This window comes from Pseudofrankia sp. EUN1h (genome assembly GCF_001854645.1).
Classification (GTDB): domain Bacteria; phylum Actinomycetota; class Actinomycetes; order Frankiales; family Frankiaceae; genus Pseudofrankia; species Pseudofrankia saprophytica.
Genome location: NZ_MBLN01000077.1, coordinates 81,916 through 108,409, shown reverse-complemented (window position 1 = coordinate 108,409; position 26,494 = coordinate 81,916). Strand labels below are relative to the sequence as shown.

At 69.8% G+C, this 26,494-nt stretch carries 17 protein-coding genes; 11 read left to right on the top strand and 6 right to left on the bottom strand.

Annotation, left to right across the window (positions count from 1 at the left end; all coding sequences use genetic code 11):
* Positions 1–333 precede the first annotated feature (333 nt).
* Both BCD49_RS31050 and BCD49_RS31045 read left to right on the top strand, forming a co-directional pair.
* Entirely contained in the window at positions 334–1,626 is a 1,293-nt protein-coding gene (locus BCD49_RS31050) for a cytochrome P450 (protein ID WP_071042210.1), read from the top strand.
* A 221-nt stretch (positions 1,627–1,847) separates the two neighbouring features.
* Entirely contained in the window at positions 1,848–2,453 is a 606-nt protein-coding gene (locus BCD49_RS31045) for a TetR/AcrR family transcriptional regulator (RefSeq protein ID WP_007512221.1), read from the top strand.
* 292 nt (positions 2,454–2,745) lie between these two features.
* Here BCD49_RS31045 and BCD49_RS41240 read toward each other — a convergent pair whose 3' ends face one another.
* Entirely contained in the window at positions 2,746–2,943 is a 198-nt protein-coding gene (locus BCD49_RS41240; protein ID WP_007512219.1) for a DUF4236 domain-containing protein, read from the bottom strand.
* Positions 2,944–4,046: 1,103 nt separating this feature from the next.
* Here BCD49_RS41240 and BCD49_RS31035 point away from each other — a divergent pair.
* From BCD49_RS31035 to BCD49_RS31000, 8 genes are all read left to right on the top strand, one after another.
* The gene (locus tag BCD49_RS31035) at positions 4,047–4,583 is read left to right on the top strand and encodes a matrixin family metalloprotease (protein WP_157845238.1); all 537 of its coding nucleotides are present in this window, start codon (positions 4,047–4,049) and stop codon (positions 4,581–4,583) included.
* A 14-nt stretch (positions 4,584–4,597) separates the two neighbouring features.
* The gene (locus BCD49_RS31030; protein WP_007512216.1) at positions 4,598–5,164 is read left to right on the top strand and encodes a hypothetical protein; all 567 of its coding nucleotides are present in this window, start codon (positions 4,598–4,600) and stop codon (positions 5,162–5,164) included.
* A complete protein-coding gene (locus tag BCD49_RS31025) occupies positions 5,161–6,021 on the top strand; it encodes a phosphopantetheine-binding protein (RefSeq protein WP_051466320.1) in 861 nt (286 codons plus the stop codon). Before BCD49_RS31030 ends, BCD49_RS31025 begins: the two co-directional genes overlap by 4 nt.
* A gap of 119 nt (positions 6,022–6,140) precedes the next feature.
* A complete protein-coding gene (locus BCD49_RS31020) occupies positions 6,141–7,808 on the top strand; it encodes a long-chain-fatty-acid--CoA ligase (RefSeq protein ID WP_007512212.1) in 1,668 nt (555 codons plus the stop codon).
* Entirely contained in the window at positions 7,805–8,254 is a 450-nt protein-coding gene (locus BCD49_RS31015) for a hypothetical protein (RefSeq protein ID WP_007512210.1), read from the top strand. The genes BCD49_RS31020 and BCD49_RS31015 overlap by 4 nt, the downstream gene beginning before the upstream one ends.
* Position 8,255: 1 nt before the next feature.
* Positions 8,256–9,542, top strand: coding sequence for a cytochrome P450 (locus BCD49_RS31010; RefSeq protein ID WP_007512208.1), 1,287 nt, complete (start codon positions 8,256–8,258; stop codon positions 9,540–9,542).
* Positions 9,543–9,857: 315 nt separating this feature from the next.
* Complete coding sequence (locus BCD49_RS31005; RefSeq protein ID WP_007512206.1) at positions 9,858–11,915, top strand: NAD(+) synthase; 2,058 nt, start codon at positions 9,858–9,860, stop codon at positions 11,913–11,915.
* A 12-nt stretch (positions 11,916–11,927) separates the two neighbouring features.
* Positions 11,928–13,616, top strand: a complete 1,689-nt coding sequence (locus BCD49_RS31000) for an ArnT family glycosyltransferase (protein WP_007512204.1) — start codon at positions 11,928–11,930, stop codon at positions 13,614–13,616.
* Positions 13,617–13,713: 97 nt separating this feature from the next.
* Here BCD49_RS31000 and BCD49_RS30995 read toward each other — a convergent pair whose 3' ends face one another.
* From BCD49_RS30995 to BCD49_RS30975, 5 genes are all read right to left on the bottom strand, one after another.
* Positions 13,714–14,829 (bottom strand): glycoside hydrolase family 26 protein, encoded by a 1,116-nt coding sequence (locus tag BCD49_RS30995; RefSeq protein ID WP_007512202.1) that lies wholly within the window; start codon positions 14,827–14,829, stop codon positions 13,714–13,716.
* Positions 14,826–16,577 (bottom strand): glycosyltransferase family 2 protein, encoded by a 1,752-nt coding sequence (locus tag BCD49_RS30990; RefSeq protein ID WP_232794091.1) that lies wholly within the window; start codon positions 16,575–16,577, stop codon positions 14,826–14,828. The genes BCD49_RS30995 and BCD49_RS30990 overlap by 4 nt, the downstream gene beginning before the upstream one ends.
* A 241-nt stretch (positions 16,578–16,818) precedes the next feature.
* The gene (locus tag BCD49_RS30985) at positions 16,819–19,020 is read right to left on the bottom strand and encodes a serine/threonine-protein kinase (protein WP_007512199.1); all 2,202 of its coding nucleotides are present in this window, start codon (positions 19,018–19,020) and stop codon (positions 16,819–16,821) included.
* Positions 19,021–19,477: 457 nt separating this feature from the next.
* Positions 19,478–19,834, bottom strand: a complete 357-nt coding sequence (locus BCD49_RS30980; RefSeq protein ID WP_051467045.1) for an ATP-binding protein — start codon at positions 19,832–19,834, stop codon at positions 19,478–19,480.
* A 170-nt stretch (positions 19,835–20,004) separates the two neighbouring features.
* The gene (locus tag BCD49_RS30975; protein ID WP_083401798.1) at positions 20,005–22,407 is read right to left on the bottom strand and encodes a SpoIIE family protein phosphatase; all 2,403 of its coding nucleotides are present in this window, start codon (positions 22,405–22,407) and stop codon (positions 20,005–20,007) included.
* A 235-nt stretch (positions 22,408–22,642) separates the two neighbouring features.
* Between BCD49_RS30975 and BCD49_RS30970 the strand changes: the two genes are divergently transcribed.
* Positions 22,643–26,446 (top strand): HAMP domain-containing protein, encoded by a 3,804-nt coding sequence (locus BCD49_RS30970; protein WP_442960535.1) that lies wholly within the window; start codon positions 22,643–22,645, stop codon positions 26,444–26,446.
* The last annotated feature ends 48 nt before the right edge of the window (positions 26,447–26,494 follow it).

The following is a 26,494-nucleotide window of genomic DNA, read 5'->3' as shown; positions in this document are numbered from 1 at the left end:
TGCCCGATCCTCGCATGCGGCCGCGCGTTGCTGCACTCGGTGCCACGGATGCGGCTGGCGTGGTGCTCACTCCTGGCCCGCGACGGCCCGACGCTCGTCGGCGCGGTCGCGAGGTCGTTCACCGCCTCCGCGCTGACCTGGTCCTTCTGCCGGTCCGTCGCGCGTCGAGCTGGCTCGGGGGCGTGGGCGTGGTCGAGCCGTGGGGCGCGAGTAGTGATTCCGGGTGCGCTTGCGGGTCGGGCTGGGCGTGTGCTAAAAATTCGTCAATCACCGTTTTGGCGACCGCCCAAGACTCCTGGATATCGTGTGTCCGAAGCCTGGAAGGCGGCTGGGATGACCGACTGGACCACCATCGACTTCTTCAACGACGAGTCGCTTGTGGAAGACCCGTACGCCTACTTCGATGACCTGCGTTCGGTGTGCCCGGTGCTCCCGCTGCCGCACCTCGGCGTGGTGGCTGTGACTGGCTATGACGAGGCGCACGAGGTGTACCGCGATGTGGACACCTTCTCGTCGTGCAACTCGGTGATCGGTCCGTTCGCCACATTCCCGGTGCCGCTCGAAGGCGACGACGTCGGCGAGATCATCGACCGTTACCGGGACCAGCTTCCGATGAACGAGCACATGGTCACGATGGACCCGCCGATGCACACCCGCGAGCGGGCGCTCGTGATGCGGATGCTCACGCCGAAGCGGTTGCAGGAGAACGAGGAGTTCATCTGGCGGCTGGCCGACCAGCAGCTGGACGATTTTCTCGCGGACGGCCGCGGCGAGTTCATCCGCGGGTTCGCGCAGCCGTTCGCGATGCTGGCGGTCGCCGACGTGCTGGGCGTGCCCGAGTCCGACCACCAGCGGTTCCGGGAGGGTTTCGGCCTGTCCGCCAGCCCCGGCAAGATCGGTGCCGGCGGCGAACACGACGGGGAGCTGAACTCGCTCGGCTGGCTCGACAACTGGTTCGCCCGCTACATCGAGGACCGGCGCCAGTCCCCGCGGACCGACGTGCTGACGCAGATGGCGGCGGCGACCTATCCGGACGGGAGCGTCCCGGAGGTCATCTCGGTCGTGCGGGCCGCCACGTTCCTGTTCGCGGCCGGGCAGGAGACCACCGCCCGGCTGCTCGGTTCGGTGCTGAAGTACCTGGCCGAACACCCCAAGGTCCAGGACGAGCTTCGGGAACACCGTGAGCTCATCCCGGACCTCATCGAGGAGACGCTGCGCGTCGAGAGCCCGGTGAAGGCCGACTTCCGCCTCGCCCGGCGCGCCACGACCATCGGTGGCGTCGACGTGGCGGCGGGGACACCGGTCATGCTCCTCAACGGCGCCGCCAACCGCGACCCCCGGCAGTTCGAGTGCCCGGCCGAGTTCCGGCACGACCGCAAGAACGTCCGCCAGCACATCGCCTTCGGGCGGGGAGTCCACTCCTGCCCCGGCGGCCCACTGGCCCGCGTCGAGGGCCGTATCAGCCTGGAGCGCATCCTCGACCGCACCCGCGACATCCGGCTCTCCGAGGAGCACCACGGGCCGGCCGAGGCACGGCGCTTCAAGTACGAGCCGACCTGGGTGCTGCGCGGCCTGACCGAGCTCCACCTCGAGTTCACGCCCGTCGAGGGCGACAGCCGCGRCTGACCCATGGGCCGCCTCGGGCCCTGCCCCTCCAGGCGACTGGGGCAGGGCCCGAGTGCGTCATGGCAGGGCCCGCGCCGGCGGGGGCCCGGCTGGTTCCGCCGGCTCGGCTGGCCCGGCTGGCCCGGCTGGCCTCCGGCTCATGATGTGCCCTGATAATCTGGCCGGCACGACACGGCGTGAACCGTGCGGAACCGGCCGTCGCGCCGCGATATGAAGGACAGATGGTAAGCCAGCGTCGGACGGCTTCAGCCGAGTCGGGGAGGCGTGAGCAGCTGCTCGACGCCGCGGAGCGGCTGCTGCTGGAGGAAGGCTACGCCGCTGTCACCTCGCGCCGGGTGGGTGCGCGGGCCGGCCTGACGCCCCAGCTGGTGCATTACTACTTCCAGACGATGGACGACCTGTTTCTACAGGTGTTCCGCCGGCGCGCGGACGCGGGCCTGGAGCTCCTACGGGAAGTACTCGGTTCCCAGCCGACGCTGCGGCAGCTGTGGGAACTGCGCGAGACCAGCGTCACCGGCAGCAGGTTCAACCTCGAGTTCATGGCGCTGGCCAATCACCGCAAGGCGATCCGGTCGGCGCTCGTCGAGTATTACCAGCGTTACCGCCAGCTTCAGCTCGACGCTTTCACGGTCGCGCTCACCGACCTCGGAGTCCCTCCAGAACGGTGTCCGCCGCTAGTCGCCCAGCTGGCGATGATCGGAATGACCCAGATCATGACGATCGACGTCGATCTGGGCATCGCGTCCGACTACGAGGCCGTCGGCGCCTTCATCAGCGCCCAGATCGAGGAGCTGGCTGATCGGCGTCCGCCGGCCGGCGAGGCCTGATTCGGACGCCGTCGCGGAACGGCGTCCGGCGAGGTGACCGTCCCTGGTCGTGGCGCCCACCGCATCGCAAAGGCCCGCACCGTGTTCCGGTGCGGGCCCGCGCGTCGATGCCGGCCGTCACACCGGCGCCACACGGTACTTCACGGTGACGTCGGCGGAGTCTCGGTCCAGCTCGGCGATGGATCTCGTTGTCTGTCGCCCACGGACGGAGCAGGAGCCGGGGCCGGGTGGTGGCCGGCGGGCGTGCCCTCGACTACCGGACGCCGCCCGCCAACTACCGCCGTGCGGATTGCTATTTGCGGGAGGCGCCTTCGCGCCGGTACGAGAACGGACCGGGCAGGTCCACGCTGGAGAGGCCGCCCCGACGGTGCTTCGACCAGAGCCGCCAGGAGATGCGCCCGAGTTTGAGCGTGACCGATGACACCCCGTTCTCGCTCACGTTCACGTAAAACGGACCGTAATGGGGACGACGGGTGTAGCGCAGGCCCATGTCAGCGCTCCAGTAGAGACAAGGAAGTGCTCCGGAGGGGAACACCGCGCCGACCTTCGGCGACGATGATCCTCAGGTTCCCCGTTTTCGGCAGGTTAACCCTTTTGGGTGGTCATCCGTACCCGGGCTGCCGACCGCGACGGCGGGCCGGCGTACCCGCATAGGGGCCGCTCCCGCCGGTGCCGACGAGACGTCTCGTCGGCACGGGCCGCTACCACCCTGTCGGCGGGCCGGCGGCGCGGCCGCTGACGGCATAGCGAAGCTCGAAGATCACCCGCTGCTGCCCGGCTATCGTCGCAGGTCTGTGCGAGCGCCGTTCGCGCACTGGACGGCATGAGCGGATTCGACCCGTCGGCCTTCGATGTCTTACACGCTCGTGGACGCGCCGCCGACGGGCTCCGGAACAGCCTGCCACCCGGGCCTCCCGTGGATCTTGCTGGGGCGCGACTACCACCTATCCGCCGGGCGCCAGTGCCCGCGCACAGACAGCGATCACTCCTCCTCGGCCGGCGAAGCTCGGCGCATGATCGCCGAGTGGGTATGAGGTGCGGCGCACCGGCCCCTTTTGTCTGATCTACGCATACTCGGCTGTGACCAAGGTGTTGTCCGTCTCCCGGATCGGCCGGAGATCACCGGCTGGATACACGGTCGGATCGGCGCCCGGCTGACGAAGATCCATGGCAGGCGGCCCGCTGAAGGCTGATCTCCGACGGAGGCGTCCTGGTTACCGCGGCCGCGCGGAGGGGTGAACCTCGGTGGTGGGTGCCAGTCTTGATCGGCCGCAGGCTGGCCGACGCCATCCTGCCGGCGGCCGTCACATCGAGACCAGCGTCCGCAGGACGTCGACGAGCCAAGTCCACCGGGTCACCTGGACGGGCAGGATCCCGGCGCGGTGCCAGTCTCCCGGTAGTCAAACAGGCACCCAGCGTGTTTTTCGACCTTTGCGCCCATAGCGTTCGTCGACCTACTACAGTCGTGTGAGACAGCACGCGGACCTTCGCCCAACCCATGGGCGAACTACTACTTTCCACTTGCCTGAACGTTCTCTTGGCGCCCGCGTAATGGCGGAGCCAGGCCRCAGGCTTTCCCGGAAGGGCTCCGCCTTGCCTACTCATTTCTTCAACAGCGTCACCGGAAAGGTGGCAATCACGTCGGTCGCGACCGTGGCCGCCGGTGCCGGTCTGGCCGGAACGGCTCACGCCGAGACCCATTTCAATCCGGGTGGAGTTAGCTCGGTCGACGGCGACTGGATTCGTTACGAATCATACACCCAATACAGCGGGTCGGTCGCGCACGCGATCAACGCATGGTACAAGGACGGCGGCATTAAGTTCGGCTATGACGACATCTTCAGCATAACCGACCTCGAAATCGGGGACGCGAACCGCTCGGACGTCTCCTGGCTGGGTAGGTGGTCGCATAACATAGCCGCAGACAAGATCGATCTGAACGTATACTTTCTGGGGCCGTCGGTGAGCGACAAGAGTAACTCGGTACTGACCCATGAACTCGGCCATGCCCTGGGAATTAACGACCACACGCAGACAACCGGTATCCTCATGTATCAGACCATCGCGTCGCCCCCAATCCAGGCGCCGACGCAGCACGACTGGGACGACTACAACACCCTCTGGTTCTAGGAGAACTCTTCGCCATGACCCCGAAAGAGTGGATCATCAAGGCCGGTATTTTTGTGTCGGGCGCGGCTGTAGCAGCGGGTGCCTTCCTGGTCTGGGGCCCGGACGGCGACGATTCCACCGCCGCCGGTAGCCGTGAGCTCCAGGTCGACGTGGCGCACGGCTCGTTTGCGTTCGACATCGACGACGAGAAGCAGGTCACTGTCTTCGCGGACAACGTTTTCGTTGGGCAGGTCGTCGAACGAGTTGGCAGCAGGGCGGTGGACGGGCTCGAGGTCCAGTTCAAGGTGAAGGTCAAGGAGAACCTTAAGGGAACCCTTCCTGCCGAGGTGACTGTGAACCAGGAGGGCGGCTACGACCCGGAACAGAGCCGGCTGGTTCTGTTCGCGGACGACCTGCCACTCTCGGCCGGGGGTACCTACATCTTCTCGACCAGGTACAACAAGGAGCTCGGCTTTCACACGCTGGTCCCCCGGTCCGGGGATATCAACGTGACGGACCTGTCCGACTCCGCACTCGCGAACGCGATCAGCAAGCGGCGCGGCGTCGTGGAGTCTGTCGCCGGGGTGGAACCGCCGAAGTGAGCATCACGTCAACCATGGCGGAGACGGTTGCTGCCGCGCCCGTGGACGGCGCGGCGGCGGCCGAGGAGGTCGCCGCATTCCTGCGGGGGGTTCTTGGCGCGGATGTCGACATCCAGCCGGGGGCGAGACTCGTCGATGACCTGGCGCTCGACTCCATGCAGCGACTTGAACTGCTGGCCTGGCTATCCACCAGGGGAGCGGATGTCGGCGCAGCCGAAGTCGCGGCTCTGGTAACTGTGCGCGATGTTGCCGGCCTGGTAAGTCAGACGACCCGGCCGCACGGCGACACGACGGAGGCGACCGCCACTCCGCAGAGCTGGATGGTGGCGGCACCGACAAGGCGTCATGACGAGCGATTCGCCCTCAGCCCGCTGACGCCGGAAATAATGCCGTTTCTCTACCAGCTCGCGATCTCCGAGGAGGTGGGCTTCCGCTGGCGGTTTCGGGGAAACGTGCCACCCTTCGAGGCCTTTCAGGCCGGGCTCTCGCGAGGCGTCCACGTACAGTTTGTCGTAGCCGACAGGAGGAGCGGTGAGCCGGTAGGGCACGTCGTGGCGTACAACGCGGACCACAATCTTGGGCTGTGCTACGTCGGGGGTGCATTCGTCCCACGCCTGATTTCCTCCGGGCTTCCCATGGAAGTGATGGCGATGTTCGCCCGGTATCTGTTTCAGGTGTGGCCTTTCAGGAAACTGTACCTGGAGGTTCCGGAGTTCAACTATACGTTGATCGCCAGTGGCGCCGGCCGGTACTTCGACGTAGAAGGCCGGCTGACCGAGCACAGCTACTACAGCGGCCGCTATTGGGACGAGTACCTGCTAGCTCTCCGCCGGCACCATGTCGGGCTGGCGCGCTGAGGGCGCTTCCGCCGCGTGCCGCGACGATACGCCATTGATTGAACTCGCCCGTGTCGGTGCTTCCTTCCTGCCTCGGGCGCGGGCGAGCTTTCTTTCTCACAGATAGGGGCATTCGTTCGGTGGTTGGTCTCCTGGACGGGATTTTCGAGGCGAGGCTCGGGCCTGGCAGAGTGGTGTTCCTGGGGGCAGCGGGCTCGGCGGACCGCGAGCTGGACTGGGGGAGCTTCTTCGGTGAGGCGGAACGGGTCGCGGCCTGGTTGCAGAATGCTCGGGGCGTGGGACCGGGAAGCCGCATCATGGTGCTGGCATTGCCGTCGCGGGAGATGGTAACGGCGGTCGTCGGCGTGTGGCTGGCGGGTGGGGCGGTGACGTGCGCGCCAACGCCGGCGCGCACGACGGACCTGGCATTGTTCGTCGAACAGACCCGGCAGCGGGTGGCCGCGCTAGGCGATCCGCTGGTTTTGCTCGGACCGCCCTTCGACGGGCTCGCGGGGGCGCTTGCCGAGGGCGGTGCCCGAGTGGACGACCTGGTCGACGTTGTAACGGCAGAGCCGGCTGGGGCGTGGAAGCCGCCCGACCTCGTGGACAGCGATCCGGCGGTGCTGCAGTTCACCAGTGGCACCACGGCCGCGCCGAAGATCGTCCAGGTTGGCCACGGGAACCTCGCCGCGAACATCGTGGCGATCAAGGACCGGGCTCGGCATGACGAGGTCCACGGCCGGATGCTGACGTGGCTGCCGCTCTCGCACGACATGGGTTTGGTGGGGGCATTTGCGCTGCACCTGACCTGTGGGCATTGTGACCTGCTGATCAGCTCACCGACGGATTATCTCGAGGCGCCGGGATCCTGGATGGACAACGTGTCCAGGTATCGTGCGACGGTCGTCGTCGGGCCGGCGTCGGCATATGCGCTCGCGCGTCGGCTGCTGGACAACGGGCCGGTGCTGGACCTGTCGTCGGTCGAGGTTGCGCTGTGCGGTGGTGAGCCGATCGAACCGGCAGCGATTGAGGGGTTTCTCGACGCGGCGGCGCGGCACGGTCTACGGCGGGAGGCGTTTCTACCCGCCTACGGCCTGGCCGAGGCGACCCTCGCAGTCACTATGCCCGAACCCCATCTGGGTTTGCGCGTCGACACCGTCGACGCCGATCGGCTGGCGAAGGAGCAGGTCGCGGTTCCTGCCCGGCCGGGCGGCCGGGCCCGCCGGTTGGCACTGCTGGGACGGCCAGTCCCCGGCGCCGGGGTCAGGATCGTCGACCCGGTGACCGGTGCCGCATGCGCGGAGCGGGTGGTCGGAGAGATCCACGTGTCCGGCCCGTCGATCGCGGGCTACCTTCCAGTCCCAGCCAACGTCGGCGACGGCGAGGCGGGTGTCGAGGTGCGGTGGGACGCGGCCGGCTGGCTGGCGACCGGAGATCTGGGCTACCTCGTCGGCGATGAGCTCGTCGTCTGCGGCCGCGCCAAGGATGTGATCATAGTTGGTGGTCGCAACCTGCACCCCGAGGAGATCGAACAGGCCGCTGCCCAGGTTCTTGGGGTCCGGCCTGGCAACGTCGTCGCGTTCGCGACCCGCCACACCGGATCGGCGACCGACGCGGTGACGATTGTCTTCGAGATCCGCCCCGGCCACGACGAGTCAGCCGTGCGCGAGCAGGTCGTCCTCGCGGTCGCCACCACCGTCGGCGTGCGGCCCGCCGTCCGCGCCGTGCCACCGGGGTCGGTTCCGAAGACGCCGTCCGGCAAGCTTCGGCGCGCCGAAGCGGCAAAGCTGTGGGGAGAAGAACGGTGAACCGCGGCACGGTCACCCGCCATGAGACCGGCGCCGTCGGCGGCGGCATCACCCAACAGCTTGCCCAGACGGTCGCCAGCGCGGCTGGCAAGGTCCACGAAGCGTGGGCTGTCACTGACACCGGCCGCCGTGTCACCCTGCTTGCCGACATCTGCGCCGACGACGTGGCCTACGCCAATCCGCTGCGCAACTGCCGCGGTGTCCAGGCCCTGTCCGAGCTGATCTCCGAACTGACCGCGGCCTACCCCGGCTATCTGCCCACCCGCACCTCCGGCGTCGACGCCCACCACGACGCTGCCCGCTACGAATGGGCCCTGCGTGACCGCGCCGGTCAGACGGTCCTCGCTGGCATCGAGATCGTCCACTTCACCCCCGGTGGTCGGCTGACCTCGATCGTCTCCTTCTTCGGCCAGCCTCCCGCCATCCGTTACACCTATCAGGCCTGAAATGCTCACCCGCCACACCCATGGGCCCGCCGGCGCCAGGGCGGCTCGGGCGGGGCTGGTGTGGCCATCCAGCCGCCGCTTCCGCGACGCCACCCCCGCCGAGAAACTCGTCCACCTCGCCGAGATCCGCGACCAGTCCGGCTTGGCCCACTTCGACGAACCCGCGATCCCCGGCCTCCCTAAAGGCGGCGGTTACTTCGCAGTCACCCGCCACGCCGACGTCGTCGACGCCACTCGGCGCCCCGCCGACTTTTCCTCTGCCCACGGCACACTGTGGATCAACGACCTGCCCGCCGACCTCAACGAGCTCTACGGGTCCATCATCAGCATGGACGCCCCCCGTCACAGCCGGCTGCGCCGCATTGTCGCGACCGCGTTCACCCCCCGCGCCATCCGGGCCCTACACCATCACATCGGACAGGCCGCCACCGATACGGTCCGCGCCGCCGTCGCCCTCGGTGAGTTCGACTTCGTGACCGACCTGGCCACCCCGTTCCCTCTCACCGTCATTTGTGACCTGCTCGGCATACCCGACAGCTATCGGGCCGAGGTCCTGGCCGCCTCCAACGTCATCGTCTCCGGTGGTGACCCCGATCTGATCCCTGACCAGACCAACCCCGTCATCGCCTTCCTAGACGCCGGCCGCACCCTGACCGCCCTCGCGACTGACCTCGCCGAACACCGTCGACATCACCCCGCCGACGACCTCGTCACCACCCTCGTCCATGCACAGGTGGACGGCGGCCGCCTCACCATCGCGGAGATCGCTGCCTTCGTTACCCTGCTCACGTTCGCCGGCCAGGAGACCACCCGCAACACCATCGCCCTCGGCTATCTCGCCCTCCACCGCAACCCCGCCGCCCGCCGGGAATGGGCTGCCGACTACGAACGCCTTGCCCCCACCGCCATCGAGGAACTCCTGCGCCATACCAGCCCGGTCGCGTTCATGCGCCGTACCGTCACCCGTGACACGACCCTGGGTGGACAGCACCTCGCCGCCGGAGAAAAGATCATCCTCTACTATCCGGCCGCTAACCACGACCCTGCGGTCTTCGCTAACCCACACCACCTCGACCTCGTTCGCACCCCCAATCCCCATCTCGCCTTCGGCGGCGCCGGCCCCCATTACTGCCTCGGCGCCCACCTCGCCCGCAGCCAACTCACCGCCATGTATCGAGAACTCCTTCACCAACTCCCGCACCTCGACATCACCGGCCAGCCCGAATATCTCCGCTCCACATCCGTCAACGCCCTCAAACACCTCCCCGTCAGGAACCGGGCAGGCTAAGAGCGCCGCCACGGTGACCGGTCAATATCACCCGCCAACCCTTTTCCGAACATCCGGTGGCGAGGTCTTCGTGCGATCTCGTCACCGACGGGCGCCTCGGTCCGGCGCCACGAGTTCGACGCCGGTCTTGACGATGTCCGGATCGGCGTGGTGGCGGCGGCGATGGTGCAGTTCGTGGACGCTCCGGACGGTTCGTCGACCACTAGGGCCTGGTTGGCTGGCCCGACTCGCGAAGATGGAGGTAAGAGGTAGGCCGGCCAGGCCGCCCGCTGCTCGGGCGCCCGGGCCGGACCCGTGACACCACCTGGAGATGATGTGAGTCAGCGCGACTTTGGGGCCATCCACAGCCACGGGCTGGTCCGGGTCGCGGCGGCGACCCCGCTGGTCGCGACCGCCGACCCGGCGCGCAACGCGGACGCGACGGTCGCGCTGGCCCGCGAGGCGGACGCGGACGGCGTCGACGTCGTCGTCTTCCCGGAGCTCGGCCTGTCCTCCTACGCGATCGACGACCTGCACCTGCAGGACGTCCTGCTGGACGCCGTCGAGGACGCGGTCGCCCAGGTGCGCGACGCCTCCCGCGACCTCGGGCCGCTGCTGCTCGTCGGCGCGCCGCTGCGCCGGCGCGGCCGGCTGTACAACACCGCGCTGGCGATCTCACGCGGCCGCGTGCTCGGGGTGGTACCGAAGACGTTCCTGCCGAACTACCGGGAGTACTACGAGAAGCGCTGGTTCGCGCCCGGGGCCGGCATCGTCGGTGAGGAGATCTCGGTCGCCGGCCAGACGGTGCCCTTCGGGACCGACCTGATCTTCGCGGCGACGGACCTGCCCGACCTGGTGGTCGGCATCGAGATCTGCGAGGACTACTGGGGCCCCATCCCGCCGTCGTCCTACCTGGCGATGGCCGGCGCCACGCTGCTCGCCAACCTCTCGGCGTCGAACATCGTCGTGGGCAAGTCCGCCGAGCGCGCCCTGCTGTCGGCCGCCCAGTCGGCCCGGGCGATGGCGGCCTACGTCTACTCGGCGGCGGGTACCGGTGAGAGCACCACCGACCTGTCCTGGGACGGCCAGGGCACGATCCACGAGCTCGGCGACCTGCTCGCCGAGTCCGAACGGTTCGCCGAGACACCGCAGCTGCTGGTCGCCGACGTCGACCTCGCGCGGGTGCGGCTGGAACGCATGCGCACCCCGACGTTCAACGACAACGCGATCCAGGCGGACCATCCCGAGCGCCGCTTCCGGACCGTCGGGTTCGAGCACCGGCCGCACCGGCGCGACGTGGGGCTCAGGCGCCGGCAGCGTCGATTTCCCTATGTCCCCGACACCGCCGAGCGGCTCGACCTCGACTGCTACGAGGCGTTCAACATCCAGGTGCACGGCCTCGCCCGGCGGTTCCGGTCGGCGGGCGGGAAGACGATGGTCATCGGCGTCTCCGGCGGCCTCGACTCGACGCATGCGCTGATCGTCGCGGCGAAGGCGTGCGACCGGCTCGGGATCCCGCGCTCGTCCATCCTCGCGTTCACCCTGCCCGGGTTCGCCACGGGGGAGAAGACCAAGGCGAACGCCTGGGCGCTGATGCGCGCGCTCGGGGTGGAGGCGGCGGAGATCGACATCCGTCCCGCGGCCAACCAGATGCTCGCCGATCTGGGGCACCCGGCCGCCGCGGGTCAGCCCGTGTACGACGTGACCTTCGAGAACGTCCAGGCCGGCCTGCGTACCGACTACCTGTTCCGGCTGGCGAACCAGCGCGGCGGGTTCGTCATCGGCACCGGTGATCTCAGCGAGCTGGCACTCGGCTGGTGCACCTACGGCGTCGGCGACCAGATGAGCCACTACGCGGTCAACGCGGGCGTGCCCAAGACGCTCATCCAGTACCTCATCCGCTGGACCATCACCTCCGGGCAGTTCGACGAGACGACCGGAGAGCTGCTCACCGAGATCGTCGGCACGGAGATCTCACCCGAGCTGGTGCCCGCCGACGAGGAGACGGGCGCTATGCAGAGCACGGAGGACCGCATCGGCCCCTACGAGCTGCACGACTTCTTCCTCTTCTACATCCTGCGCTACGGGCTGCCGCCGTCGAAGGTCGCGTTCCTGGCCTGGCACGCGTGGCGCGACGCCGCCGCGGGCCGCTGGCCCGCCGGCTTTCCGGAGGATCGGCGGCACTTCTACGACCTGCCGACGATCACGCGCTGGCTGGAGGAGTTTCTCCTGCGCTTCTTCCAGCTTTCCCAGTTCAAACGGTCCGCGCTGCCCAACGGCCCCAAGGTGACCTACGGCGGCACGCTGTCGCCGCGTGGGGACTGGCGCGCCCCCTCCGACGGGAACGCCGCCGTATGGCTGGCCGAGCTGCGGCGCAACGGCCCGCGGTTCTAGGATCTCCCCGTCATGACAGACACCGCGGCTCCGCGGGCGCCGGCCGCCAGAGGCACCCGCGCCCCGCGCCGCTGGCGGCCGCGGTTCGTCGTGGGTACCCGCGCGGGGCTGGCGGCCGGGTTGATAGCGGTGCTGGCCGTTCAGGCGGCGGTCACCCTCAGTCTCTCGGCCACGGCTTTCGAGGATGAGGCGCTCTACCTGCACGCCGGCCGGCAGATTCTCAACTCCTGGATTCACGGCGGACCGGACTACGACGACTTCGCCGGCTACTTCTCGGGCTCCCCGTACATCTACCCACCGCTCGGCGCCCTCGCGGACGGCGTCGCCGGGCTTGCCGGCGCGCGGTTGCTCAGCCTGGTCTTCGCTCTCGTCACCACGGTCCTCGTCGCGGCGGTAGGCCGCACGTTGTTCGACCGGACCGCGGGCGTGGCCGGGGCCGCGGCGTTCGTCTGCGGGGGCCCGGTGCTCTTCCTCGGCGGATTCGCCACCTACGACGCGATGGCGCTCATGCTCCTGACCGGCGGCCTGGCCGTCGGGCTCCGGGCCGCGGTCGCGGAACGGACCAGGACCGCGCTGCTGCTTTCCTCCGTCGCGGGCGTCCTTCTCGCGGGGGCGGTCGCGACGAAGTACATGGTCGCGTTGTTCGTCCCTTCCGTCTGCCTGGTCGTCCTCGCCATGACCATTCGGACGTCGAGGTCGCTGTCCGGCGGGAGCGCGGAAGCGCCCGGCACACCGTCCCCGGCGCGGCGGCCGCCGGCCGAGGGCGCGTCGGCAACCGGAAGCCACCGGAGGCCGACACGGCGAGCCCGCGGCCGGGGGTTCCGACTCTCGGCGCGGCTCGCGGCGCTCGCCCTCGGCGGCGCGGCCGGAGCGGCGGCCACTGCCGGCGTATGGCTCGGGCTCACCGGCACCAGACAGCTCTCCGGGATGAGGACGACCACCATCTCCCGCACGCCGTTCGTCACCACGGGTCGGCTCGATGTCTTCGAGCACGGTCTCCGGTGGGCGGCGCCGACCCTGCTGGTGGCCGTCCTGGCGGTCGCGTTGGTCGGCCGCCGGCGACCGGTGCTGGCCGGTCTGCTACTCATCACCTCCCTGCTTCCGATCATCTTCCAGGCGCGGTCCGGTGAGCTGACGTCCCTGCACAAGCATGTCGCCTTCGGCCTTGCCTTCGCGGCCCCGCTGGCCGGCGCCGGGGTCGCGGGCGCGGTCACGTGGCTGGGCGCCCGCAATCCCGGGCGGATTCTGCCGCTCAGCATTCTCCTGGCCGCGGCGGCCGGCCTCGTGCTGCTGTACAGCGGCGCACGGACCGCGCACGATCTGTTCGGTCAGTGGGCGGACAGCCGCCCCCTCGTCGCGTTCCTCAGGAGCCAGGTCGGCAATCCATCGGACCATTATCTGGTCGAGGAGTCGGAAGTTCCCCGCTACTACCTGGAGGACCGGACGGCGTCCGGGCAGTGGGACAACACGTACTACCTCTATTACGTGGACCCGGACACAGGAAAAGCAGTCACCGGCGTGGACGCATACCGCGCGGCCCTGACCGACCGCTACTACGACATCGTCGTGCTGCGTTACGGCCCTACCGCGGCGCTCGACCGGCAGATCCGTGACGTCCTTGACGACCCGACGAGGTATCGCCAGGTCGCGCAGGTGCCGGATCCGAGCGGTTGGACGATCTGGCGCCGGGTCGCCCCCTGACCTTGCCTCGGCCTCGCCGACCTGCGCCGAGATCGACCAGGGGCGGCGAGGAGGAACCAGGTCGGCGAGGAACCCAAATCAGCGGAGAAACCTAAGGTCAGCGGAGCGCCAAGGTCAGCCGGGGCCTGCTTCCTCGCTGCCAGTTCACGTCGTAGCGTGGATCGGCGGCACCGATGGCGAAGGCCCGCGCGGCGGTGGGGGACACGGCAACCCGCCAGTCGGTCTCCTTCACGGCCTCCTGCCAGATGACGCCGATGATCTCGGGGTGCCGAGGCAGGGACTGGAAGAGCTGGGCGATCCATTCCGCCTTGCGCCCCGCCCCGTCGGCCGCGCCGGTCTCCGTGATCACGATCGGCTTCCGGGTGATCCGGGTGACCTCGGCGATGCTGCTGTCGAACAGCTCGTCGAAGGACCGGTAGGCCTCGAGGCCCGCCGTGCCGTAGTAGCCGGAGAAGCCCACCCAGTCCACATACGCGTCGCCGGGATAGAGCTCAGCCAACGGGGTGGAGTTCTGGTAGCTGATGTTCGGGCTCCAGATCCAGACGACGTTGGTCGCCCCCTCTGCCGTGAAGATGTCATGGACGTGGCGCCAGGCCCGGACGTACTCTCCCGGCCGGTTGCCGTTCGCCTGTTCGGACCATGGGTACCAGTAGCCGTTCATCTCATGCGCGAACCGGATGGCTATCGTGTAGTCAAGACTCCTGACCCCGCGTGCCCAGGACCGTATGTAGGAGTCGAAGGAACCGTCGATGATCCGGCTGAGCCGGTATTCCGGCTGTTCGCCGCGGAGATCGTCGCTCTTGGGCACGACGGTGAAGTCCCACGGCTCCCACGCCACTATCGGCATCATGCCCAGACTCGCGACCTTGTTCAGGGCATCGGCGCTGAAACCATCTGCTGCCCAGCCCTGGGAGAACTGATAGGCCCGAGGCCGGTAGGTTGTCGTCCGGGCGAAGTCCGCGGCGGCGCCGAAGTCGTGGACTCCCTCCGCGGTCATGATGCCGATGAAGACCTTTCCCTGGTCGGGGAAGAGCGTCGCGGGGCCCGCGGACCCGGGGCGCGCGGAAGGCGGCATGAGATCGGCGGGCAGGTCGCCGGACAGCGTTGCCGCCGGCGTCTCGGCTCCGGCCAGGTTCGGCGCCACCCGGAAGACATAGCCGGCGAGTGCGAGCACCAGGACCACGCCGAGCACCCGCGGCACCGCGAGTCTCACCGTGCGCCTTCCTTGCCCGGTGTCTGTTCGGCCAGTGTCTGCTCGGCCAGTCGCGGGGCCAGCCGGAGCTGGTTCTCCACCCGGTCCGAGGCGGCGGGTGCGGGTATGCGCGCCGCCGCGGAGGGCAGGTCACCCGTCGTCCCGTCCCCGCCGCGCGCGGCGATCCTCCCCGCCACGGCGATCAGGGGCGGGGACATTCCCACCACGAGGCTGAGAAGCGCCCAGGCCTGCGGAGTGGCGTAGTGACGGTGGACGGTGAGGTTGACGCCCAGCAGAGCCCCGGCGCTGATCGCCCAGCCCAGGTGCAGACGGAACGTGCGCAGCGACTCGCTGCTGCGTAGCTCCCCCTTGGCGGTGACGGCATAGGCCAGTGGCCGGCGCAGCAGCGCGGCGAACGCGGCGGACACGTAGATCGGCCCGGCGAACAGCGTCAGGGCCATGCCGGCCATCCCGGCCTCACGCCTTTCGTGATCGGCGAGGTTGAACCGGCGCAGCCACAGCCACACGCTGAGCCAGCTGGCCAGGCTCGCCGACCACAGCGTCAGCCACGGATCACCGGGCAGRCTGATCGCGGTGGCGCCGAAAATCAGGTAGGCGATCGTCGCCAGGCTGCCGAACAGCAGGCTCATGGCGACGCTCGGATAGTAGAACTGCACCATTCCGTACACCAGCCGCTGGCGGGCACGCAGCCTGATCCCAGCCCTCGCCCGGCGGCGTAGCTTCACGTCCCAGACGCCGTACGCCCATCGTTTCTGCTGGTTGAAGTAGTCGGTCCAGGTGGTCGGCCCCTCGCCGATCGCGATCACGTCGGGCGTGTAGACGCCCTTCCAGGGGTTCCCGGTCGCGGGGTTGACCGTTCCCTGCACCCGCATGCTGGTCAGGTGGTCCTCGATGATCGAGTCCTGGTAGCCGCCGATCTGCCGCCAGGCGTCCGGGCGGTAGAGGTGGTTGGTGCCGATCAGCAGCGGGGCGTCCAGGCCGTTCCCGCCCCGCTCGATCACACCGTTGAAGAGGTACTGCTGCATCGAGGCCCCGCGCGCCACCCAGTTCTCGCGCATGTTCCCGTAGACCTGGGGCGCCACGACAAAGGCGACGTCCGGATCGCGGAAGTAGCCCAGGGTGCGTTCCAGGAAGCACGTCAGCGGCACGTGGTCGGGATCCATCTGAGCCACCACGTCATAGCCGCTCTCATGCTCGGCGCGCCAGGCGTTGTGATTGCCGGCCTTGCTCCTGGCCCGGAACTCGCCGTCGGGCTGGTTGTATTCCGGGCGCCCCTTGCGGCTGAAGTGCAGGACCCCCAGCTCGTCCGCGATCCGCCGGACCTCCGGATCGTCCTCCTCGTCCAGGATCCACGGTGTCAGGAAACCGTCGGGGTAGGAGATCTCCCGCATCGCCCGCAGAGTCTTGGCCACGACGGAGATCGGTTCCTTCGACGGAACGATCGTGGTGAGCACCGCCACCCGCAGCCCTGAGGGCGGAGTGAGCGGTACGGGGTCCTTGGCGTTCCAGGCGAGTATCCAGATGACAGTGACCTGAACGAGCCTGATGACCTCGACGAGGATGACGAGGCAGAAACTCACCCGGGCCAGGGTCAGCCGCCAGTCGCCGATTCCGATCACACCGGGCCCGGGTACGTGGTCCGGCAGCAGCAGCCAGCCGATGAGCAGCAGGTCCACGAGGGTGGTGAAAGTGAACAGGAGGGTGAGGGCGAACCGGCGGCCCGGCGGCACGACGGAGCGGAACTCCACCTGCGGGCTCTCGCCCCGCGCAGCGGTCAGGGGCCCACATACCTCGGCGCAGCGCGTATAGGCATCCCGCACCGTGAGGTTACGGCGAGCGTGCTTCGCCACCGGCCGCGCGGGTTTCCGCCCGGCTACCGCCATAGCTCCCCTGCCCGTCGGCATAGCTCCTCTGCCCATCGGGCTCCGGGCGGAGGCAGGCGCCGCCACACGGTATCCACGGAAGGAAAACCGTGATCACCTGGAGAGGTCATCCGACGCGCACTGCACTGAGCTCGTTGTCATCGGTCCCGAAGTAGGCGGTGTCGTCGACGACCGCGACCGTGTGCACGCCGCTGGTGGCGAGGTACGCCCACCGCTGGGCTCCGGTGGCCGCGTCCAGGGCATAGAGGTTGGCGTCGCTGCTGCCGATGTAGACGGTGTCACCCACTACCGTCGGCGCGCTGACGTCCCCAGAGGTGCGGAAGGTCCACAGTTTGTCGCCGGTTGTGGCGCGAAGCGCGTGCAGGGTTCGATCGCTGCCGCCCATGTAGACGACGCCGTTCGCGATGGTCGGCCCGGCGCCGACGGAAACTCCGTCGAATGTCCAGACCTTGTTTCCGCTACCGGTCTCGGCGGCGTACAGGCGTGCGCCGCTGGCGAAGTAGACCATCCCACCCATCACGGCGGGTATACCGGACACCGCGTCGGAGGTGGGGAACTTCCATCGCTGGGTTCCGCTGGAGGCATCCACGGCGTAGAGGTTGGTGTCGCTGCTGCCGACATACACGGTCTCACCGGCCATGGTCGGTGAGTGTGTGTCGTTCTCGGTGGCGAATTTCCACCGGAGCGTGCCGGCGACCGCGTCCACGGCGTACAGGTGGAAATCGGCGCTGCCGACATACACGATGCCCCCGCCCCCCACCGCGGAGTGCACGATCCCTCCTGTGGGGTATGCCCAGCGTTGCTGGCCGGTGATGGCATCGATGGCGTACAGATTCGTGTCGTCGGCGCCGAGGTAGACCACCCCGCCGAGGGCGAAGGGAGCGGACCCGAGCGCGGCCTTGGTCGTGAACTTCCACGCCTGCGCCCCGGTCGACGTCCGGAGCGCGTACAGGGTGCCGTCGTTACTGGACGCATATACGAGGTCGCCCGCGACCCGGGGGCGGGAGAACGTGGTGCCGACCGTGCGGAACTTCCAACGCAGGGTCCTGGCGGCGGGAGCATCGTCATCGTCGTCGAGAAGCAGCCAGGTCGTCGCTCCGGCGGCGGCGACGCCCGCCGCGCCGACCGCGCCGATCACACCGGCCAGCAGTCGGCGGCGGCTGGGCCGCGGCTGCGCGGCTGGCTGGTCCGGCGGTTCTTCGGGAGTCGTGCGCCCCCAGGACAGGTGCGTGGGCTCCGCTGGCTCCTGGCGGAGCGTCGGCTGGCCCGCGACGGGGATGGGCGTGGGGGAGAGGCTCTGTTCCCGCGTCGCCAGGTCCGCCGGGCGGCGCGCCCCGGATGGGGCGGATTCCCGGGCTGGGCTGTCTGCCGAGGGGGTCGGCGGGATGGGCGTCGTTCCCAGCGGGGTTGGCGTCGGCCCTACCAGGGGTGGCGGTGTTGCGATCGTGACCGGCGCCGTGGCGAAGGCAGTGGTCAGCCAGCCCGGCGGGAACATGTCGGCGCCGGCCCGGCCACCGGTCAGCTCCCGCAGGATGGCGTCCAGACCGGGCCGCCGGGCGGGGTCCTTGGACAGGCAGGCGGCCAGCAGGGGCTGCAGCTCGTCTGGTACCAGCGACAGCTGCGGCGGAGCATGCACGCTCCGGTAGAGCATCGAGGGCACGGACCCGACGCCGAACGGGCCGGTCCCGGTGACGGTGAACGTGAGAACCGCGCCGAACGCGAAGACGTCGGTCGGCGGGCCGACCGGCTTGCCCTGGATCTGCTCCGGCGACATGAATCCAGGCGAGCCCATCATGGTGCCGGCATGGGTGAGGGTTCCCGAGTCCCCGAGCGAGGAGATCCCGAAATCGATCAGGCGGGGACCGTCGGGTGCGAGCAGCACATTGGCGGGTTTGAGGTCCCGATGGATGAGGCCGGCGGCGTGAACGGCGGAAAGCGCCTCGGCCAGGGCGGCTCCGAGTGCTCGCACCGACGGGACCGGAAGCGGGCCGGCGTCACGGATCGCGGCGTTGAGAGACGGGCCCGGAATGAAGGCGGTGGCCAGCCAGGGTGGATTCGCCTCAATGTCGGCGTCGACGACGCCGGCGGTGAAGAATCCACTCACGGCCCGGGATGCCGCCACCTCGCGGGCGAAGCGCTGACGGATGTGTGTTTCCTGGACGAGATCGGGCCGGATAACCTTGATGGCCAGCCGGCGACCGCTCGGCGAGAAGGCCAGATAGACCCGTCCCATACCGCCGCTGCCCAGTACGGCCGCGAGGCGATAGGTACCAACCGTTGTCGGGTCGTGCGGACCCAATGCCTCCAAGGCCGCTCCTTCCCCGCGCCGCCGGACCACGGCTTCTCGGCCCGGGGAAACTCTACCTGCGCCGATGGTCGGACAGACCGCCGCGGGGCGCCGCCTACGTGCTAGCACTTACCGATCGTGTCACCGGTTGTTACGCAACGGAGTTCGAGTGCGCGAGGGTGCCCGGCATCGGTTTCGATTTCGAGGCGTCCGTGATCCTTTACATTCTGCTATCGCGATGCGTGGTGGACGGGGCTGGCGTCACGATTGACGCATCGAGGCGTGACGTGGTGTTCGGCCGGCGCGCCCCGCCCGGCTTCGGAGATACCGCGGGAACACCGAGGCCGCTCGGGTCACGCCGTAGTCCGCACCCGGGGTCGCCGAGCCGGACCGTTCTGATTCCCCTCGCGGAACCGCGCTGTGTCCGAAGGCCGACAGATCGCCGGCCGCGTCGGGGCTGGCGGTTAGCGGTTAGCGGTTAGCGGCCGAGCCAGAACCAGACGGTCTTCCCGCCGTCGCTGTGTATGTTTGTGCCCCATCCCGCCGCGAGCGTCGCGACCAGGTGAAGGCCTCGTCCGCCGGAAGCGCCCAGGCTTACCGGCCAGTGGACCGGCCACCGGCGGCTGTCGGTGTCGCGGACGCCGAACCAGATCACCAGGTCGTCCGCCCGGACCTCGATCTCGGCCGCGCTGTCCGCATGGACGACGGCGTTCGTGACGATCTCGCTGAGTAGCAGGATCGCGTCGTCGACCAGGTCCGGCGCGCATCCGTGACGCGTCAGCACCTCGGTGGCCCGCTGCCGGGCGACCCGGGCCGACTGAGGACTGGCAGGCACCGTGAAGACGTCGAGCACCGCGCCCCGCGGGGGATTCTGGGAAGATCGCCGAGAGCGCGGCTCGCCTGTCGGTGGGACAGTCAGACTCACGGCGCGTCCACCTTTTCTCGATCCGTCTTAAAGATGCCGATGCGGGTCGTACCCGGCGGAACGGCGCTATCACCCCGCATTTACGGCTGCAGCTCGATGATCACCAGACAGGTGTCGTCGTCGGTGTCCGGCGTGCAGTGCGCCAGCAGGAAGTCAGCCCGTCGCCCGACGTCGGGGTGGGGCATGGCGGCGAGACGGCGCAGGTCACGCAGCGACTCGTCCAGGCCGGTTCCCCGCCGCTCGACGAGCCCGTCGGTATAGAGGAGCAGCGCGTCGCCGGGTGTGAGCTGGGTGACGGTCTCCTCGTAGGAGACGTCGGGCATGACTCCCAGCAGGAGTCCGTCGGGCGCGGCGAGCACCGCGGACCGGCCGTCCCGGACGAGCACCGGCGGCAGGTGCCCGGCCCGCGCCCAGCGCAGAGCCCGGTCCTGCGGCCGGTAGAGGCCGCAGATGACGGTGGCGGTGATGTCGTCCATGAGGTGGCAGGCGACGTTGTTCAGCCACCGCAGCAACTCTCCGGGGCCGGCGCCGGTGACGGCGAGCCCCCGCAGGCCGTTGCGCAGCGCGGTCATCCCCGCGACCGACCGGATGCTGTGGCCGGCGACGTCGCCGACGGCCAGCAGGATCTGCCCGTCGGGCAGCACGATCGCGTCGTACCAGTCGCCGCCGACCAGGCTCTCCTGCTCGGCGGGCCGGTAGCGGACGGCCACGGCGAGACCGCTCGTGGTCAGCAGCGGCTGTGCCTCCGGGAGGATCGCCTTCTGCAGGGCGATGGCGAGCCGGTGCTGGCTCGCGGCCCGCGCCTCGGAGTCCGCGAGCTGGCTCTGCGTGGCATGCAGGACGAGCTCGGTCCGGTACTGGTGGGTCAGGTCCTGATAGACCCCGCGGACGGCGACCAGGGTGCTGGCGGTGTCGGTGACCGGCTCGGCGAACGTGCGCCAGTGCCGTTGCCCGCCGCCCGGCAGCAGGACGCGGAAGGAGGCGGTTGCCGCCCGGCCGAGCCGCGGCAGCGCGGCCCGGAACTGGTCGAACGCGTCCCGGTCCTCGGCGTGGACGTGCCCGCGCAGGTCCTCCAGCGAGATCGGCGGCGCCGACCGCGGCAGGTGGAAGAGGTCGTAGGTGTTGTCCGTCCACCGGATGGCCCCGCTGCCGACGTCCTCCTGCCAGCCGCCGAACCCGCCGAGCCGCTGGACGTGCGCGCCCAGCGAGGCCGGCGCGTCCGCCCCGTCAGTGAACCGCCAGCTGATCGCGACCCCGTCGGCGTGCCGGGTGACGCGGATGTCCATCTCCCGGCTGACGAGCGCGTCGCCGACCAGGCAGAGCAGCACCGTCCGGTCGGCCGCGTACGGGGCCCCGGTCCGCAGCACGTCGACGGCGTGGCCGAACAGGCCGTCGTCCGCGCCCATCAGGGGATAGAGGTCGAGCAGCCGCGCGCCGCGCACCTCGTCCGCCGACAGCCCGGCGGGGTCGACGAAGTCGCTGTTGACGAAGGTGATCTGGAAGTCGACGACCTCGCCGGCCCCGTCGCGCATGGCCCGGRCGAGCAGGACCGAGCCGGCCAGGCCGTCCAGCAGGGCCGGCAGCCACGCGGCCGGCACCCGTCCGCCGCCGCCACCACCGGCCGGGTCGGCGTCGGCCGCGGCCTCGGCCGGGCCGTCGCCCTCCTCGGCGCGCGGCCGCAGTGCGCGCTGGCAGACGTCGGCGAGGGCGGTGAGCTCGCGCAGCAGCCGGGTGCCGTCGGCATCCATCGGCCGGTCCCAGCAGATCTCGACCGCGCCGACCAGCGTGCCCGCGTTCAGCAGCGGAAGCGCGGCCCTGGCCCCGTCCCAGGGGCCCAGCCTCGCGGACGGCGGTGGCAGCGTTGGCGACGTTGGCGGCGGCCCGGCGTCGGCGTCCAGCGGCGGCGTTCCGGCCGGCCACCAGACCGGCTGTCCCTGGGCGGCGGCCCTGCTGGCCGCGCAGTCGAGCTGTGGAGGCACCCGCCGCCAGCGGCTCGCGTCGAGCGCGCTGAGACCGTGCTGTCCCACCAGCGTGAGCGCGCCGTCCGGTTCGAGCATCCAGAGCGCGACGGCGCAGGCGCCGTGCGTGGCGAGGCCCTCCCGGAGCACGGCCTGGGCGACCGCGTCGCCGTCCGCGGCGTGGTCCGCGACCGTGGCGGCCCGCCAGAGCCGCCGCCACGCCCTGGCCTTCGCCGGGGCGGCGGCGAGGGCCGTGATGGTGGGCCGCGGCTCGCCCAGCAGCTCGGCGGCGAACTCGGCCTCGCCGACGCCGGCGGTGTGCGCGAGCAGCCGGAGCTGGTCGGCGGCGTCGGCGGGGGAGGCGCCCAGACGCGCCATCAGGAGGCCGACGGCCAGGTCGACGAGGTGGGCGTCGGCGGCCCGGGCCTCCAGGTCGAAGATCCGTTGCCGTTGCCGGATGACGATGTCGAGGAGCCGGTTGCGGCGTTCCGGTGACTGTTCGGGCTCCTGCGGCGTTCGGGCCACCCTTCTCCTCTTGCTTGCCCTGTTCAGGCTTCCGACCTGCGGCCGCCATGGCGCCGCTTACCCTACTGGGGTGCCATTCATAACCGGGTGACACGGCCGCCGGGTGTGCGAAGGAAGATCATTGTTACACACTCTGTGGCCATCCGAAGGCATGATGGCTGCCAATGTGCTACCGCTGTCGCCGCGCCGTGCCGGCGTCTGAACATGTGCAGGGAGGACGTCGGTGAGCGACACCCTGGTTCCCTCGAAGGGCTCGCCGGTCAGGCCCGACGACAGTGCGCTGCGCCAGCTCCTCGCCGGCCTCACCGCGGTGCGCGGGGGTGACTTCGGTACCCGGCTGCCCCAGGTGGGCGACGAGCTGATGGACGAGATCGCCCTCGTCTTCAACGGCATGATCGACCAGCTCGCGCTGTTCACCTCCGAGGTGACCCGGGTGGCCCGCGAGGTCGGCAGCGAGGGCAAGCTCGGCGGCCAGGCCGAGGTGCCGGGGGTGTCCGGGTCCTGGAAGGACCTCACGGACAACGTCAACGCGATGGCCGGCAACCTGACCGGCCAGGTCCGGGACATCGCCCAGGTGGCGACGGCGGTCGCCCGGGGAGACCTGTCCCAGAAGATCACCGTGCAGGCTCGCGGCGAGATCCTGGAGCTGAAGAACACCATCAACACGATGGTCGACCAGCTGTCCTCGTTCGCGGACGAGGTGACCCGGGTGGCCCGGGAGGTCGGCACCGACGGGCGCCTCGGCGGCCAGGCCAACGTGAAGGGCGTCTCCGGCACCTGGCGGGACCTGACCGAGTCGGTCAACGTCATGGCCGGCAACCTCACCGACCAGGTGCGGTCCATCGCGCAGGTGACCACCGCGGTGGCGAAGGGTGACCTGTCGCAGAAGATCCGGGTCGACGCCCGTGGGGAGATCCTGGAGCTCAAGGAGACCATCAACACGATGGTCGACCAGCTCTCGGGCTTCGCCGACGAGGTGACCCGGGTGGCCCGGGAGGTCGGCACCCAGGGCAACCTGGGCGGCCAGGCCAACGTGCGGGGCGTGTCGGGCACCTGGAAGGACCTGACCGACAACGTCAACGTGATGGCGTCCAACCTGACGGCGCAGGTCCGCTCGATCGCGCAGGTCGCGACCGGCGTCGCCCGCGGCGACCTCTCCCAGAAGATCACCGTCGAGGCGAAGGGCGAGGTCGCGGCGCTCACGTCGACCATCAACACGATGGTCGACACCCTCGGCGCCTTCGCGGACGAGGTGACCCGAGTCGCCCGCGAGGTCGGCACCGACGGCCAGCTCGGCGGCCAGGCGAGCGTGAAGGGCGTGTCGGGCACCTGGAAGGACCTGACCGACAACGTCAACTTCATGGCGAACAACCTGACCAGCCAGGTGCGCAACATCGCCCAGGTCACCACCGCCGTCGCCCAGGGAGACCTCACCCGCAAGATCGACGTCGACGCGCGCGGGGAGATCCTGGAGCTGAAGGAGACCATCAACACGATGGTCGACCAGCTCTCGTCCTTCGCCGCCGAGGTGACCCGGGTGGCCCGGGAGGTCGGCACCGACGGCATCCTCGGCGGCCAGGCCGAGGTCGAGGGCCTGTCCGGCACCTGGAAGCGCCTCACGGAGAACGTCAACGAGCTCGCCGGGAACCTCACCCGCCAGGTCCGCGCCATCGCGGCGGTGACCAGCGCGGTCGCCACCGGCGACCTCACCCGCTCGATCACCGTCGACGCGCAGGGCGAGGTGGCCGAGCTCAAGGACAACATCAACGCGATGGTGCGCTCGCTGCGCGACACCACCCGGATGAACGAGGAACAGGACTGGCTGAAGACCAACCTGGCGCACATCGCCGGGCTGATGCAGGGCCACCGTGACCTGACGACCGTCGCCCAGCTCGTCATCGACGAGCTGACCCCGCTGGTCGGCGCTCAGCACGGCACGTTCTTCCTGGTCGACTCCTCGGTCGACGAGCCCGCCTTCGCCCTCATCGCCAGCTACGGCTACCAGCCCTCGCGGGCGACACCGCGCCGGTTCGGCCTCGGCGACTCCCTGATCGGCCAGGCCGCCCGCACCCGGCGCACCATCGTGGTGGACCAGACTCCCGTCGACTACATCACGATCGGTTCGAGCGTCGGCCGGGCCGCGCCCGTAGCCCTCGTGGTGCTGCCGATCGTCTTCGAGGGTCAGGCGCTGGGGGTCATCGAGCTGGCGTCGTTCTCCCCGTTCACCGGGGTCCATCACGCGTTCCTCAACCAGCTCACCGAGACGATCGGCGTCAACGTCAACACGATCGTCGCGAACGCCCGCACCGACTCCCTGCTGGTCGAGTCCCAGCGGCTGGCCGGCGAGCTGCAGTACCGGTCCGAGGAGCTTCAGTCCCGGCAGGAGGACCTGCAGCGCTCGAACGCCGAGCTGGAGGAGAAGGCGGACCTGCTCGCCGCGCAGAACCACGACATCGAGGTCAAGAACGGCGAGATCGAGCGGGCTCGCCAGGAGCTCGAGGAGCGTGCCCGCCAGCTCGCGCTCGCCTCGAAGTACAAGTCCGAGTTCCTCGCCAACATGTCGCACGAGCTGCGCACGCCGCTCAACAGCCTGCTCATCCTGGCCGGACTGCTCGCCCGCAACCCGAAGGGCAACCTCACCGGCAAGCAGGTCGAGTACGCCCACGTCATCCACTCGGCCGGCTCGGACCTGCTGCAGCTCATCAACGACATCCTCGACCTGTCCAAGGTCGAGGCGGGAAAGATGGACCTGCACGTCGAGCCGGTCGCGCTGGCCTCGGTGCTGGACGACCTGCGGGCCACGTTCGCGCCCGTCACCATCGAGAAGGGCCTGCGGCTCACCGTCGACATCGCGCCGGACGTGCCCGACCGCCTGCTCACCGACCGGCACCGGCTCGCGCAGATCCTGCGCAACCTGCTCTCGAACGCGGTCAAGTTCACCGAGCAGGGCCGGGTCGACCTGGCCATCACGATGACCTCGGCGCCGGGCGCCCCCGACGGCGACCACATCCTGTTCGCCGTCACCGACACCGGGATCGGCATCGCCGAGGAGAACCTCGACCGGATCTTCGGCGCCTTCCAGCAGGGCGACGGCACCACCAGCCGCCGCTACGGCGGCACCGGCCTCGGGCTGTCGATCTGCCGCGAGGTCGCCACCCTGCTCGGTGGGGAGATCCGCGCGCGCAGCGTCTACGGCAGTGGCAGCACCTTCACCCTGCGGCTGCCGACGACACCGCCCGCCGAGTTGACCGGCGCCGAGCCGCCCCGTGATCAGGAGCCGGCGCTCGCCCCCGGGCTGGTGCGCGGGGCAGGGCCGGCCGCCTTGGCGGACGGCGCAGACGAAGCCGTCGCCGGGGACGCCGGGCCACCCTCGCCCGACCCGTACCCGGCGGCCGCGGGACCGCTGGCGTCCGGACTCTTCGCGCCGGGTTCGCTCGCGCCGGGTTCGCTCGCGCCAGGCGCCCTGGTCTCGGGCCCGTCCACGGCGGCGACGCCCCCGGGCGGCGGCCCCGTCGCCGGCGACGCGCCGGTGCGCAACGGGCACGCGGACATCCGGCCGGTCGTGCCCGGCCCGGCCGCCGACGGGCCCGTGGGCGCGCGGGACGACGATGAGGACGAGGACGAGGACGACGTGCTGGTCGGGCGGTCGGTCCTGGTCGTCGACGACGACGTCCGCAACGTGTTCGCGATCACCAGCATCCTGGAGTTCTACGGCGCGACCGTCGACCACGCCCCGGATGGCCGGAAGGGAATCGAGAAGCTGCTGGCGAACCCGTCGACCGACCTGGTTTTGATGGACGTGATGATGCCGGAGATGGACGGGTACACCACCATGGCGGCGATCAGGGCCATGCCCCGGTTCGCCGACATCCCGATCATCGCGGTCACCGCGAAGGCGATGCCCGACGACCAGCAGAAGTGCCTCGACGCCGGGGCCAGCGAGTACGTCACCAAGCCGGTCGACGTCGACGAGCTGCTCGCCCGCGTCGAGGACGTGCTGACCCCGCCCGTCCCCGGCCTGCGCCGCGCGACCGGCTGACGTCGAGGGCCGGTGCGGCCGGTCGCCAGGGCCCCCTGGCGACCGGCC

What these genes read in the sequence shown, in the direction of transcription:
- BCD49_RS31030 (WP_007512216.1), top strand. Translation starts at nt 4,598, where the DNA reads ATGACCCCGAAAGAGTGGATCATCAAGGCCGGTATTTTTGTGTCGGGC.
- BCD49_RS41240 (WP_007512219.1), bottom strand. Translation starts at nt 2,943, where the DNA reads ATGGGCCTGCGCTACACCCGTCGTCCCCATTACGGTCCGTTTTACGTG.
- BCD49_RS31010 (WP_007512208.1), top strand. Translation starts at nt 8,256, where the DNA reads ATGCTCACCCGCCACACCCATGGGCCCGCCGGCGCCAGGGCGGCTCGG.
- BCD49_RS31000 (WP_007512204.1), top strand. Translation starts at nt 11,928, where the DNA reads ATGACAGACACCGCGGCTCCGCGGGCGCCGGCCGCCAGAGGCACCCGC.
- BCD49_RS31045 (WP_007512221.1), top strand. Translation starts at nt 1,848, where the DNA reads ATGGTAAGCCAGCGTCGGACGGCTTCAGCCGAGTCGGGGAGGCGTGAG.